At 70.0% G+C, this 13,626-nt stretch carries 11 protein-coding genes; 4 read left to right on the top strand and 7 right to left on the bottom strand.

What is annotated here, in order from left to right; translation table 11 throughout:
• Positions 1–92 precede the first annotated feature (92 nt).
• Positions 93–770, top strand: a complete 678-nt coding sequence (locus AB0J68_RS13245; RefSeq protein WP_363938462.1) for a maleylpyruvate isomerase N-terminal domain-containing protein — start codon at positions 93–95, stop codon at positions 768–770.
• A gap of 43 nt (positions 771–813) precedes the next feature.
• Here AB0J68_RS13245 and AB0J68_RS13240 read toward each other — a convergent pair whose 3' ends face one another.
• Together AB0J68_RS13240 and dnaB are read right to left on the bottom strand one after the other, a co-directional pair.
• Positions 814–1,473: a hypothetical protein gene (locus tag AB0J68_RS13240; RefSeq protein ID WP_355063380.1), complete on the bottom strand. Its 660-nt coding sequence runs from the start codon at positions 1,471–1,473 to the stop codon at positions 814–816.
• A gap of 260 nt (positions 1,474–1,733) precedes the next feature.
• Positions 1,734–4,571, bottom strand: a complete 2,838-nt coding sequence (dnaB, locus tag AB0J68_RS13235) for a replicative DNA helicase (protein ID WP_363938464.1) — start codon at positions 4,569–4,571, stop codon at positions 1,734–1,736.
• A 384-nt stretch (positions 4,572–4,955) separates the two neighbouring features.
• Here dnaB and AB0J68_RS13230 point away from each other — a divergent pair, with 384 nt between their 5' ends.
• Entirely contained in the window at positions 4,956–6,512 is a 1,557-nt protein-coding gene (locus AB0J68_RS13230; protein ID WP_363938459.1) for a hypothetical protein, read from the top strand.
• 110 nt (positions 6,513–6,622) lie between these two features.
• On the opposite strand, the gene rplI is transcribed toward AB0J68_RS13230, so the two are convergent.
• The 4 genes from rplI to rpsF form a co-directional block, all read right to left on the bottom strand.
• Positions 6,623–7,069, bottom strand: coding sequence for a 50S ribosomal protein L9 (gene rplI, locus AB0J68_RS13225; protein WP_007453817.1), 447 nt, complete (start codon positions 7,067–7,069; stop codon positions 6,623–6,625).
• A gap of 14 nt (positions 7,070–7,083) precedes the next feature.
• Complete coding sequence (gene rpsR / locus AB0J68_RS13220) at positions 7,084–7,323, bottom strand: 30S ribosomal protein S18 (RefSeq protein ID WP_007073789.1); 240 nt, start codon at positions 7,321–7,323, stop codon at positions 7,084–7,086.
• A gap of 41 nt (positions 7,324–7,364) precedes the next feature.
• Entirely contained in the window at positions 7,365–7,898 is a 534-nt protein-coding gene (locus tag AB0J68_RS13215; RefSeq protein ID WP_234582687.1) for a single-stranded DNA-binding protein, read from the bottom strand.
• Between the two features lie 90 nt (positions 7,899–7,988).
• A complete protein-coding gene (gene rpsF, locus AB0J68_RS13210; RefSeq protein WP_007453836.1) occupies positions 7,989–8,279 on the bottom strand; it encodes a 30S ribosomal protein S6 in 291 nt (96 codons plus the stop codon).
• Positions 8,280–8,920: 641 nt separating this feature from the next.
• Between rpsF and AB0J68_RS13205 the strand changes: the two genes are divergently transcribed.
• Positions 8,921–9,712 (top strand): deoxyribonuclease IV, encoded by a 792-nt coding sequence (locus tag AB0J68_RS13205; protein WP_363938456.1) that lies wholly within the window; start codon positions 8,921–8,923, stop codon positions 9,710–9,712.
• On the top strand, positions 9,709–12,015 hold the full coding sequence (locus tag AB0J68_RS13200) for a hypothetical protein (protein ID WP_363938454.1): 2,307 nt from the start codon (positions 9,709–9,711) through the stop codon (positions 12,013–12,015). The genes AB0J68_RS13205 and AB0J68_RS13200 overlap by 4 nt, the downstream gene beginning before the upstream one ends.
• A gap of 7 nt (positions 12,016–12,022) precedes the next feature.
• Here the strand turns inward: AB0J68_RS13200 and AB0J68_RS13195 are convergent, their stop codons facing one another.
• On the bottom strand, positions 12,023–13,531 hold the full coding sequence (locus tag AB0J68_RS13195) for a glycosyltransferase 87 family protein (protein WP_363938452.1): 1,509 nt from the start codon (positions 13,529–13,531) through the stop codon (positions 12,023–12,025).
• Between the last annotated feature and the right edge of the window lie 95 nt (positions 13,532–13,626).

Here is a 13,626-nt window from a genome sequence, read left to right as displayed (position 1 = left end):
CACGACTGTGACTCAGGGGCACGTCACTCGTGGCCCATCGCCGACGCTGTCGATGGTTGGCGGCCGCGGTGCCTCATGCGAGGCTGCATCGCATGACCGAGATCCGGCCGGACGAGGCTCTCGCCCAGGCGTACGACGGCATCACGGCGTTGGTCGACGGCCTGGACGACGCGCGCCTGCAACGAGCGACCCGCTGCCAGGGCTGGCTCGTCGCGGACCTGCTGTTGCACGTGCTCGGCGACGCCCAGCGGGCACTCGTGGCCCTGGCCAGCCCCGTCGACGGTCCCGCCGACGTGGACGACGTGTCCTACTGGCGCGGCTTCCCGGGCGGCGATGACCAGGCCGCTCGGCACGCCTGGTGGGTCCGCCGGTCGGCGTCCGCCTTCGACCGACCGACCGGCATCGTCCGGCTCTGGGAAGAGACCGCCCCGGCGGCGGTCCGCGCCGCCGCGTCGGCAGACCCCGAGGGGTACGTCACCACGCAGGGGCACGTGCTGCGCGTACCGGATTTCCTCGCCACCCTGACCACCGAGGCCGTGGTGCACCACCTCGACCTGACGCCGGAGCTGTCGGACGCGCCGCCACCCGGCCCAACGGCGGTACGCATCGCCGTTTCCACGATGGACGGCCTGCTGAGCGACGACGCGGTCCGCCCCGCTGGATGGGACGACCAGGAGTTCCTGCTGAAGGCCACCGGGCGAATCCCGCTCACCGACCGGGACCGGGTGGAGCTTGGTGAGGCGGCGGGCTGGTTCCCCCTGCTCGGTTGAAGCCCTCGCCACCGACGGCTCAGGACATCAAGCGGATCAGAAATCAGCGACCCAACATTATTTTCGCCGCCTCCGCCTTGCGAGCCAACGCAACTGTTGCTTCCGCATACAGCAGAGCTACGATCCTCTCGGCGGGTCCGCATGTCGTTCCGATCGTGTAGATCGTCTTGTGCGGACGAACAGAAAGGCCGTTGATGTCATGCCTTCGCAAAAATGTCACAAACGGCTCAAGCAGACGCTTGCTGCCTACCAGCCTGAATTGCGAGAACGTCGATTCGCTCGGCTTCGGTCGGCGGTAACTGCCGATTGATCCATCGCCGTCGACGACGCCACGCCAAAAGTCGCGTGATTCGTCGAGCTGTTCGCCGAGGGGACCATCGTATCTCCCCAGAGAGATCAGGCGCTCCGCCAAGCGAGCAGAGCGCACCGAAAACTGGCACGACCCATGAGTAGGGCTTGGCGCGGAGATGCTGCTGGTCGAACCCAGGAAGGTGCGCAGCGAGACAAGGTGGTCGCGGTCTCGCTGAGCGAGGCCCACCGAGATCTGCGGGAGGTGGCCCTCCCGGTACGTTACGCATCCGTCCGCGAAAAGAAACCCGAGCCAGTAGCACGCTTCCGGTGTCAGTACATCAAATGCGTCGTGTCGAAGAGTGTGCACGGTCCTGCGAAGCTCGACGCCACGGCGGACCAACAGGCCGCGCATCCCGGGCTCCGTAATGGCGAAGTTTTTCGCCACCTCGGCTATAGATAGACCCTCGGTGTACTGCCTGACCGCCTCCGAGCGCTCTGGCTCGGTCAACTTTGCCCTCGACCGGGCTGGCACGCCCCGTCGTCTGAGCAGACCACGAATGGCCTGCCTGCTGACTCCGTACGAATGCGCAATTCGGGTTAGAGTCTCACCCGCTCCCGCACGTTCAACAACAGCCTGGATTTGCGCCGCCGACAGACGAGAAGCCGTAGTGCTCATCCGATAGCCATGTCCACGAAACGTGAGAGATGCAGCTGGGCCGCGACCGTCACCGTGTCGGTCGGCCCATTCCGATGCTTAGCAATTATGAAATCCGCCTCCCCCGCCCGCGGCGACTCCTTGTCGTAGTAGTCGTCGCGGTGCAGAAGGATGACAACGTCGGCATCCTGCTCAATTGAGCCAGATTCACGCAAATCAGACAATTGGGGGCGCTTGTCGGTGCGCTGCTCGGGGCCACGGTTCAGCTGACTCACCGCGATGACCGGGCACTCGACCTCCTTGGCCAGCAGCTTCAGACCACGGGAGAGGTCGGCGACCTCCTGCTGCCGGCTCTCGGTGCGCTTCGGCGAGGTCATCAGCTGGAGATAGTCCACGACGATCATCTTGAGGTCGTGTCGCTGCTTGAGCCGGCGGGCCTTCGCCCGGATCTCCATCAGGTTCATGCTCGGCGTGTCGTCGACGAAGAGCGGCGCCTCGCTGATCTCGCCCATGCAGCGGGCCAGCTTGGTCCAGTCGTCGTCGGAGAGCTGCCCGCTGCGTAGCACGTGCAGCGGCACCCGCGCCTCGGCCGAGAGCAGTCGCATGACGATCTCGACCTTGCTCATTTCGAGCGAGAAGATCGCGGCCGCCTGGTTGGCCCGAATCGCAGCATTTCGGGCAAAGTCCATGCTGGCCGTGCTGTTGTGGGTGGGAATCATCGCCCGGCTGGCCAGGTAGAGATGCTCGGGGTTGTCGACCGTGACGCACCGGACCGGCACACTCGGCACCGGACGAACGTCGACGATGTACCGCGAGGTCGTCCGGACGTCGGAGGTGATACGGCGGCGTTCGACGTGCGCATCCTGCTTGCGCTTGAGCCGGAAGACGACGTCGGGGGTGGAGAAGTTCAACGTGTACGCGATCGACGACTCGCTTGTGCGGCCGCGAACCTGCTTCACGTTGACCGTGCAGCGGTAGCCGAGGCTGACGATGAGTTCGCGTACGTCCTCTGCCAGTCGCTTCGAGGTCGACGTGTACTGAAGGTTACCGGTGGGGGCGACGGTGCCGTCGGTGTCCATCAGGCCAGCCAGCAGCGCCCGGCGCTGCGCCTCGGAGGCGCGTAGGTACACATCAGGGATGTGTTTGTCCGCCGCTACCCCGATCTGACGCAGCAACCCGAGGAAGGAACCGTTGCGGTGCCGGCAGTCTGCACACCTCCTGGTCGCCGGCCTCTCAACCAACGCCCTGGTGGAAACGCCGCAGTCCGCGCAGACGCCGTGCGCCTGAGCAACCGACGTGGGCTGCAGCAGAATGGTGTAGACCATCGGCCCGCTGGGCCGCACGGCGAAGCCGTCCGCCTCGACGTGCGTGAGCATGTCCGGATCTGCGGTGGTGAAGCGGCTGGCGCCGGTGTGCCCGTCCCCTAGCCAGGCCCCTAAGGTGTAGGACGGAACCACCAGATCGCGGTCCGGGAGTTGGAGGGGGGCGCAGTTCCGTACGGCATGGTTGAGCCGTCGGTCTGCGGTGTCAGTACGCAGCGTGGCCGCGATCTCGGCAGTGGTGACGACGCCATCATGGTCGACCCGGCTGCCTGCGTTGACCTCCCGCTCAGCCCGTTCAAGAAGCGCGTTCACCAGCGGACCGGCCGGGTAGCCGGGCGCCGTCCAGTTCCTTGTCTTGCCGTTGCGGACGATGGGGCGGGTGATCCGGTCGGTCGACCCGACCTGACGCGCGACCGTGTGCAGGACATGCCGGAACTCCGGCCCGACCTGCTCGAGCGTGTCGAAGAGGGTGATCGGCTGGTTTCCCGCGGCGCCGAGCGTCTCGTGGGCCGCCCGTAGGTTGGTCAGCGACGATTCGGACCAGTGCCGCGTCCGCCGCGCCGGGCTCTGGCGCCGGCTCGCTCGGGTGGTCGTCTTCCACAGGTGCTCCGCGTCCGCCACGATGACGGTGCCGTCGGAGAACTCCACCTCATAGCAGGGACGGTCGTGCATCACGTCGAAGGCGTGTGTGACAGTGGTCGGGGAGCCGTCCGCCGCCAGTAGTTGATCGCCCGCCTTGACCTCACCCATCGTGGTCCAGCCGTCAGGGGTCGGCAGAGGGGTGTCGAGCGCGAGTGCCTTACCCAAACCAGGCCGGCCGGCCACGATGATCAACTGGCCGGCGTGCAGGCCGTTGAGCAGCCGGTCCAGGTCGGTGAAGCCGGTCGGCACACCGGTCATCATCCCGCCCTGCGCACCCACCGCCTCGATCTCGTCGAGCGTCGGCTGGAGCATGTCGGCCAGGACCGCGAAGTCCTCGCTGACCCGCCGTTCGGTGACGTCGTAGACGGCCTGCTGCGCGAGGTCCACGACATCGTCGACGTCGCGGCTGCCGCCGCTGGCGGTGCCGTAGCCCAGTTGCACGATCTTGGTGCCGGCCTCGACCAGCCGGCGCAGCACCGCCCGCTCGCTGACGATCCGCGCGTAGTACGCGGCGTTCGCGGCGGTGGGCACGCTGGCGATGAGGGTGTGCAGGTAGGGCGCCCCGCCAACGCGGACGAGGTCGCCGGAGTCGGCGAGTGCCGCCGCAACGGTGATCGAGTCGGCCGGCTCACCCCGGCCGTAGATGTCCAGGATGATGTCGAAGATGGTGGCGTGCACCGGCCGGTAGAAGTCGTTGGTCTTGAGGATCTCGACGACGTCGGCGATGGCGTCCTTGGAGAGCAGCATGCCGCCGAGGACGCACTGCTCGGCCGCGACGTCCTGGGGCGGGGTCTTGTCGAACTGGCCGTCCCGCTGCACGGGCGGCTGGCCGCCGCCGGGCCGTGACTCCGCCCGCCTGTCGTCGGTGACCGACACGGGTCCCCCCTCCACTGCGTCGGATCCGGTCCCAGCTCTACCGCCGGGGTACGACAGTTCTCCTCCGACCAGGCCGGTCGATCGGGGGCCATCGCGCCGGCGGTCGAGGGCCAACCATACGGACCCCGAGGTCAGCGACTCAACAAGCCCGGTGGACGGGCCTTGGGACAACCTGTGGACACCGGTGCACAAGCATGTGCGCAGGGTGTGCACAGGCTGTGGACAACGGTTGGGGAATTCTCGGCCACAAGCCGCTGAGCTGCTGAAACGCGGTCCCCAGCCTGTGGAGGAGAATATTTCGGTCGGTTCTGTGACACGATCTTCCCGTACTATCTCCAGCGAACGGCTACACCTGGACAGCGGATTACGCTTTCGGTTCAGAAGGGTCACACTCCGGCCGTGAGTTACCGGGACTGGGGACGCGGGGAGGGCAGCCCGCGCGAGCGCCCGCCGACCGCCTCGTGGGGTGAGCCCATGCTGCCCGCTCCGGTCGAGCCTTACGACGAGGACGCGCGCTATCGCACCTCCAGTCGGCGGCGCGCGCTGGACCGTGGGCAGGACGAACCGGTCGACGCCTACCTGCCGCGGTGGGCGCTGGAGTCGGGAGTTCGGCACGCCGACGGCGGCGGCCGGCACGCCGCGCCCGACGAGGACGAGGACGCGCCCGAGGACGAGCCCGAGTTCGAGGTCGAGCGTCCGAGTTCCGGGGGCGGCTGGCGAAGCACCGAGACGACGGGTGCCCGACGGCGTGCCGTCGAGACGGGTTGGCGTGAGCGGCCGGCGATCGGCGCGGGCCCCGATTCGGACCACACCCGGGAGTGGACGCTCGACCGACCGCAGGATGGGGGGTACGCCGGCCGTCGGCGTGCCAACGCGGCAGAGGAGGAGCCGGTCTCCGGCGCGGTCCCGGACCGTCGTCCCCGCCGTGCGCCCGTCGGCCGGCCCCAGGTGATCTGGTCCGGTGGGGACCTGGAGTCCGACCCGGCCGACGGGACGTCTCGTCCGGAGCCGAGCCGGCCGACGCGGCGCAGCCGACGGGCGGCGGAGGAGTCCTGGACGCGTCCGGCGGTGGATCCGTGGGAACGCGGATCGGAGCGGGCGGCGGAGCCGGACCCGTCGTACGCGCCCGCGGTGGACCCGTGGGACGCCTCGGGTGTGCACGCCTGGCCGCCGGCCGGCCCGGACGGCGCCGACCTGAGCGAGCAGTGGTCGCAGGCGGAGAACATCGGTGGCTGGGAGCGGTCGGACCGCACCGGCCAGTGGGAACGCTCGGCGGTCGAGGACGACCAGTGGGACCGGACGCTCCCACCCCGTTCCGACCGGTTCACGGCGGCCGAGGGGTGGTCAAGCCGGGACAACGGTTTCTGGTCCGGCACGCGGTTGTCCGGCGACGATCCGCGCTGGATGGATGCGACGACGTCGGCACCCCGGTCGCCGGTGGTGGGTTACACGGCTCCGCGACCGCGCAGTGCTCCCGTACCCCCTGATGGCGCCCGGCGTCGGTCGGACCGGCCGCCGGTCGGCGCGGCGTCGGTCCGACGGCGGGTGGAGTCGGTGGCGACGGGCGGTTGGGCGCGTCGTCTGGAGGACGACCTGCTCGACCCGGATCCCGGTGGGTCCGTCCGGCCGCTGCTCTACACCGCCGCCTGCTACCTGGTGCCGGCAGTGCTGATCTTCCTGTGGTTGCTCACGCTGGACGGGCAGGCGCCGGCCGGGTGTGTCACCGACATCAGCGGGGGTGGCTGCGACTCCGCCCGGTCACGCGCGTTGGAGTCGCTGCTGGCCGGCTCGCCGCGTTTCGGGTTGGCGCTGGTGAGCAGTCTGGTGGTGGCGGCCCTGCTGCGGCGGGTCGGCACGACGTGGCGGTCGGCCACCATCGCGCTGGCCGCCGCGGTGGTCGGCGGTGGCCTCTCCACGGTGCTGATCAGCGCGGTGACCGGTCAACCGATCGGCTGACGGCGAGCCGGTCACGCCAGGGCATTGACGGCGAGCCGGGCACGCCAGGGCATGCGCGAGGGCCCGCACCGATCGCTCGGTGCGGGCCCTCGTCGTGGTGCAGCTGGTCGTCAGCCCTGAACGACGTTCAGGTTGAACGACGCGGTGACCTCGGGGTGCAGCTTGATCTTCACCGGGTAGGTGCCGGTCGACTTGATGTGACCGGGCACCTCCAGCCGGCGGCGGTCGAGGACCGGGCCGCCGGCGCCCTTGACGGCGTCGACGATCTCGGCCGAGGTGACCGAGCCGAAGAGCCGACCGCCGTCGCCGGCGCGGGCCTTCAGGTTGACCTTGAGACCCTCGAGCTGACCCTTGACCTCGTTCGCGTGGTCGAGGTCGCGGATCTCGCGGGCCGAACGGGCCCGCTTGATGACCGTGACCTGCTTTTCCGCGCCCTTGGTCCAGGCGATCGCGAAGCCCTGCGGCAGCAGGTAGTTACGGCCGAAGCCGTCCTTGACCTCGACGATGTCGCCCGGGGCACCGAGGCCGGACACTTCCTGAGTCAGGATGATCTTCATATCGGTGCCTCCTCTCAGCGGGCCGTTGCGGTGTACGGCAGGAGCGCCATCTCGCGGGCGTTCTTGACCGCGCGGGCGATCTGCCGCTGCTGCTGCGAGGTCACGCCGGTGACCCGCCGAGCGCGGATCTTGCCGCGGTCGGAGATGAACTTGCGCAGCAGCGCCGTGTCCTTGTAATCGATATAGGTGATCCCGTCCTTGTCGAGCGGGTTCACCTTCTTCTTCGGCTTGCGAAGTGCCGCAGCCTTGGCCATTGACCTTGCTCCTGGTTTGCGATCGCGGGCGCTCGGCGCCATTAGAACGGAGGCTCCTCGTCGAAGTTGCCGCCCGAACCGGCACGCGCGGGAGAGGGTGCGGCCGAAGCCCAGGGGTCGTCGAAGTTGCCTCCGCCGCCACCCTGGCCACCACCGCCGCCACCACCGAAGCCGCCGCCACCGCCACCGGAGCGGGACATCTTCTGCACCTTCGCCGTGGCGTAGCGCAGCGACGGGCCGATCTCGTCGACCTCAAGCTCGATGACGGTGCGCTTCTCGCCCTCGCGGGTCTCGTAGGACCGCTGACGCAGCCGGCCCGAGACGATCACGCGGGCGCCCCGCTGCAGCGACTCGGCGACGTGTTCCGCCGCCTGACGCCACACGGTGCAAGCCAGGAAGAGCGGCTCGCCGTCCTTCCACTCATTGGTGGTCTTGTCCATGAAACGGGGCGTCGAAGCGACCCGGAACTTGGCGACCGCCGCACCGGACGGGGTGAACCGCAACTCGGGGTCATCGGTCAGGTTGCCGATGACCGTGATGGTGGTGTCTCCTGCCATGACCATCTCCTCGCGCACTCAGCGTCTCGTCGTACAGGCTCTCAGAGCCGTACGACAGAGTCGCGGAGGCTGATCCGGGCGAACCGGGTTGAATGCCGGACTGAATGCTTAGCGCATCTCCGGCCGGATGACCTTGGTGCGCAGCACGGACTCGTTCAGCCGGAGCTGACGGTCCAGCTCGGCCACGGCAGCAGGCGTAGCCTGCAGGTCGACGACGGCGTAGATGCCCTCGGCCTTCTTGTTGATCTCGAACGCGAGGCGCCTGCGGCCCCACACGTCCGTCTTCTCAACCGAGCCACCCGCGGTCCGAATCACGTTCAGGTACGTGTCGAGCGACGGGGCGACGGTGCGTTCCTCGAGGCTGGGATCGAGGATCACCATGATCTCGTAATGACGCAAGACGTGCTCACCTCCTGTGGGCTAAGCGGCCACGGTCCTTCCGTGGCAGGAGGTCGTGCGTCGCTGCCCGCACGTGCCGGGGGAACCCGGCCGGACGCGGACAACCTGACCAGGATACCCGGTCCGGACGATCATGCCCGGGGCGGTCGGGCCAGTGCCCCGGGCGTGCTGACGGGGGCCCACCACCCGACCGTCACTGGTCGGTGGCGAGCCCCCGTCAACGAGGCCGCGGAGCGTCCCGTCCGCATTCCTTGGGTGGGACCTGGGGAGGAACGACCACACCGATGAGGTTGGACCGAAGACGCCCCGCGGAGCTTTATCGTGTTGTTATCTGACGATACAACGGCTCTCGTCCCTTGTCGGGGCAAAAGGCAGAATTTTCCGAGATTCTGCAACGGCGGAGATCTGGTACGTCGAGGGGTCGCCCCCGCGGTGCCGGGCCGCGCCGCGGGGATGACCTCGCTCTCGGGCCGACGAGCGCCGACTGCCATGCGCGGCGGACCCGCCACGCGCAGCCCCGGGCCGTGCTCGCCGGGTTCCATCCCATCAACGATCGTCGAGCGGCCGGGGTGACGCGACGAGCGACGACACCGCGCCGGCCGTCGCCGCAGCCGTCGGGGTCGCGACGTAGGCTCGCTGCCATGCGTATCGGAGCCCACGTCGATTCGACCGACCCGCTGGCGGAGGCGGCCGCCCGGTCCGCCGACACCGTGCAGTTCTTCCTCTCCGACCCGCAGGGATGGAAGGCCCCCAAGCCGCGGGAGGACGCCGAGCGGCTGCGCGCGGCCGAGGTCGACCTCTACGTGCACGCGCCCTACGTCATCAACGTGGCGACCCTCAACAACCGCATCCGGATCCCCAGCCGCAAGCTGCTGCTCGGGCACGCGACCGCGGCGGCCGCGATCGGCGCCAAGGGCCTGATCGTCCACGGCGGGCACGTCAACGCCGGGGACGACCTGTCGGTCGGCTTCGACAACTGGCGCAAGACCTTCGCGTACGCGGCGGACTCCGGCGGCTTCGGCGTCCCGGTCCTCATCGAGAACACCGCCGGCGGCGACAACGCCTGCGCCCGCCGGCTGGACGCGCTGGCCCGGCTCTGGGACGCCATCGGCGACCACGAGGTCGGCTTCTGCCTCGACACGTGCCACGCGTACGCCGGTGGCGAGGAGTTGCTCGGCCTGGTCGACCGGGTGCAGGCGATCACCGGTCGGATCGATCTGGTGCACGCCAACAACTCCAAGGGCGCGTTCAACTCCGGCCAGGACCGGCACGACAACCTGGACGGCGGGACGATCGACCCGGAGCTGGTGGTGGCCGTGATCCGGGCCGCCGGGGCGCCGGTGGTCGTCGAGACCCCGGGCGGCGTGTCCGGTCAGGTGGCCGACATCGACTTCCTCCGCCAGAAGCTCGGGACGGAGCGCCCGGCCGCATGACCACCGGACAGCCCGGGAGCCCCCGGCCCACTCCGACCGACGACGCCCCGAGCCGACCGGCGCCGACGCGCGCCGGGGACCCGCCCGCCCCGCCGGCTTCCGCCACCGCCACGTCTTCCACCGACGCGACCGCCAACACCGACGCGGACCGCCCGACCCGCGCCGATGACACGCCATCCGGCGCCGCTGGAGCCGAGGGCGCCACCGCCCCGAACGGCCGACCAGAGCGCGACGCCACGAAGAACGACATCGCGAAGGTCGGCGGCAGGAAATCCGCCGCGAAGCGCGGCAACACGAAGGGCGCCGCGGTCAAGGGCGCCGGGGTCAAGGGCGCCGCGGTCAAGGGCGCCGGGGTCAAGGACGCCGCAGTCAAGGACGCAGCGGTCAAGGGCGCCGGGGTCAAGGACGTCGCGGTCAAGGACGTCGCGGTCGAGGACGCCGACGAGGCCGAGGGTACGAAGGCGGATGGCGGCGACGGTCCGCAGAAGGCCGACGGCGACGCGAAGCCGGGCGACGCGAAGCCGGTCGAGGCCGAACGCTGGGAGGCGTTCGCCTCGGCGCCGGAGCCGCGGCCCAGCCGACTCAGCCGAGCCGCCCGCGCCGTCGGACGGTTCCTGGTCCACGAGTGGACCCTGGCCACCCTCGGCGCGCTGGCGCTGGCCGTGCTGATGACCTGGCCGACGCTGCGCTACCCGCGCTACACGCTTCCGCAGGACACCTGGGACCCGAGCCTGCAGGCGTGGCAGATGGCGTGGTCCGGGCACATCCTGCTGGCCGACCCGGCGCGACTGTGGCAGTCCAACACGTTCTTCCCGGAGCTGTGGAGCTTCGCGTTTTCCGACACGCTGCTCGGCTACGCCCCGGCCGGGATGCTCGGCAGCGGCCCCGAGGACGCGGTGCTGCGCTACAACATCGTGTTCGTGCTGGCGCACGCGCTCGCCACGCTCGGGGCGTACGCCCTGGCCCGGCAGCTCGGTGCCGGTCGGATCGGCGCCGCCGTGGCCGGGGTCGGCTACACCTACGCGCCGTGGCTGCTGGCCCAGGCCGGGCACCTGCACGTGCTCTCCAACGGTGGCATCCCGCTGGCGCTCGCGATGCTCGCGCGGGGGCACGGCTGGTCGCTACGGCACGGCTACCGGCCGGAGCGGCGGCATGACGGCTGGGTGTACGCCGGCTGGCTGGTGGCGGCCTGGCAGGTCAGCCTCGGCTTCGGCATCGGCCTGCCGTTCGCGTACTTCCTGGCCGGCGCGGTGCTCGTCGTCGCGGTGCTGTTCGGAGTTCGCCGGCTGAAGTCCGGCCGGGCGCTGCCGTTCGGCCGCCGCCTCCTCGTGGCCGATGTGGTCGGTGGGGTGTTCTTCGCCGGGGTGGGCCTGCTGATGGCGTTCCCGTACTTCAAGGTGACCGAACTGCACCCGTACGCCGAGCGGACGATCCGCGACATCAGCATCTTCTCGCCGCCGGCGTCCGGCTTCGTGACCGCACCGGCCGAATCACGGATCTGGGGTGGGTTGCACGAGGGCGCCCGCGCGGCGCTGCCGTGGCATCCGGAGATGACGCTGCTGCCGGGCTTCGTGCTCTACGCGCTGGCCGCCGGTGGGCTGTTCTTCTCGGTCTGGCGGCTACGGCACCGGCTGCTGTTGCTCGTCGGGGTGCTGGTGACGATGGCCTTCGCGATGGGCACCCGCTTCTTCGACGGCACGTTCACCTACGTGCCGCTCTTCGAGCACGCGCCGGGCTGGAACGCGCTGCGGACCCCGGGCCGGTTGATGCTGTGGACCACGTTGCTGCTCGCGTTGCTCGCGGCGGGCGCGGTCACCGCCCTCACCGACCGGGTCCGTGAGCTGGCCGCGCAGCGGATCCCGTCCTGGCCGGGGCCGTGGCTGCGGATGGCCACCCTGCTGCCGCTGCTGCTGGTCACACTCGAGGGCCTGAACGCCACCCCGCATCCGGTGGTGCCGGCCCAGCCGGCGGCGATGCGCGCGGCAGAGGGACCGCTGCTGGTGCTGCCCAGCAACCAGAGCATCGACCAGCACGTGATGCTCTGGTCGACCGACGGGTTTCCGGACGTGGTGAACGGCGGCAGCGGTTTCACGCCTCGGCAGCTCGACGACGTCCGTCGGGTGAGCCAGTCGTTCCCCGACCAGACGAGCGTCGACTACCTGCGGACGTTCGGCGTCCGCACGGTGGTGCTGCTCCGCAGCCAGGTGCCCGGCACGCCGTGGGAGATCACCATCGACGCGCCGGTCGAGTCGCTCGGCATCACCCGCCAGGACGTCGGCGACGCCGTCGTCTACCGACTCTGACGCTCTCTCACGTGGTGACGGCCGGCTCAGGTTCGGGTTCGGTGGTCGTTGCTCGGCGGCGCCAGCGGTCCAGCCAGGGTGCGTCCGGCGCGCCGTCGAGCACGCCGCCGTCCGGGTCGTCGGCATAGGTGGCGCGTACCGCGTCCTGCTCGGGGTGCAGGATCTCCCGGATGACCAGCACGCACAGGGTCACCACGGTCGCCAGCCGCAGCGTCGAGGCCAGCACGAACACGCCCTCCGGGAAGACCGGACGGCTGGTCGCCGCGCCGAGCAGCTCCCCGTAGAAGGCGACGAAGTAGCAGACCTCGGCGAGCTGCCAGGCCAGGAAGGCACCCCACTTCGGGCGGGCCAGCACCACCAACGGCAGCATCCAGAGCACGAACTGCTGGGACCAGACCTTGCTGAAGATGAGGAACGCGGCGACCACCAGGAAGGCGAGCTGGGCGAGCCGGGGCCGGCGCGGCGCCCGCAGCGCCAGCACGGCCACGCCGAGGCAGGCCAGCCCGAACAGGGCGTACGAGATGGTGTTGAGGGCGGGGATGTTGGCGTTCAACCATTCGAACGGGCCCTGCTGGCCGGGGTCGTTGCCGACCTTGCCGTCGAGGTAGCGCCCGACGTACCAGAGCGTCCCCCAGTCGATCGGCCGGGTGGTGTTCAGCTCGAAGAACCGACCCCAGTTGTCGGGGTTGGCCCGGTAGGCGGGCAGGTTCACCAGCACCACGGCCACCACCGCCGCGCCGAGCGCGGTGAGCGCGGCGCGGAGCCGGTTGGCCCGCAGCGCCAGGATAAGGATCGGCCCCAGCAGGAACAGCGGCCAGAGTTTCGCCGCGCCGGCCAGGCCCAGCAGTACGCCGGCCACCGCTGGTCGTCGTCGGGCCCAGGCCAGCAGACCGAACGCCGCCAACCCGACGGCGAGCAGGTCCCAGTTGACGGTGGCGGTGAGCACCAGCGCCGGGGCGAGCGCGAACAACGCGGCGTCCCAGGGTCGTCGGCGGCGCAACGCCAGGATCACCGCCACGGTGGCCACGGCGAGCGCACCGAGCACGAGCGCGTTGAGGTTGTAGAACCACTGACCCTGGTTGATGCTCGGGTCGCCGTCGCCGATGGCGTGCACCGGCAGACCCAGCGCCCCCATGAAGTAGCCGGTCAGCACCGGGTATTCCACCGGGTGGTCCCGGTAGGGCACCTTGCCCTCGTTGAGACCCTCGGCGTAGTAGAGGGCGAGCACGTCGGTGTAGCAGAACCGGGTGTACTGGACGTTCTTCTGCCAGGCGCCGTCCTGGCACGGGGATTTCTGCACCCAGTGCAGCGCGAGCGTGAGGCAGGCCAGCGCCAGGACGATCCGGACGACGGTCCAGAACCGGCGCTCGTGGCCGGCCGGCCGGTCCAGTGCCGTGGCGTGGTCGCCCAGCGGGCCGCCGATCGCACCGGACAGGCCGCGGACGAACCCGTCGGAGCGGGACGGGTGGTCGGTGGTGCCGGCGTCGTCGATGCCGGGCGTCGACTGGGTGCTCATGAAAAGGCATCCTGCCGTACGACGGGGGTGCGCGTCCCGTCCCGACGCGGAGATCGGGGGTACGGAAACGCCGCCGCCGGCCGGACGAGTCGTCC

Source organism: Micromonospora sp. NPDC049580 (assembly GCF_040675595.1).
In the GTDB taxonomy this organism is placed as follows: domain Bacteria; phylum Actinomycetota; class Actinomycetes; order Mycobacteriales; family Micromonosporaceae; genus Micromonospora.
This window is presented reverse-complemented; position numbering and strand designations above follow the sequence as displayed.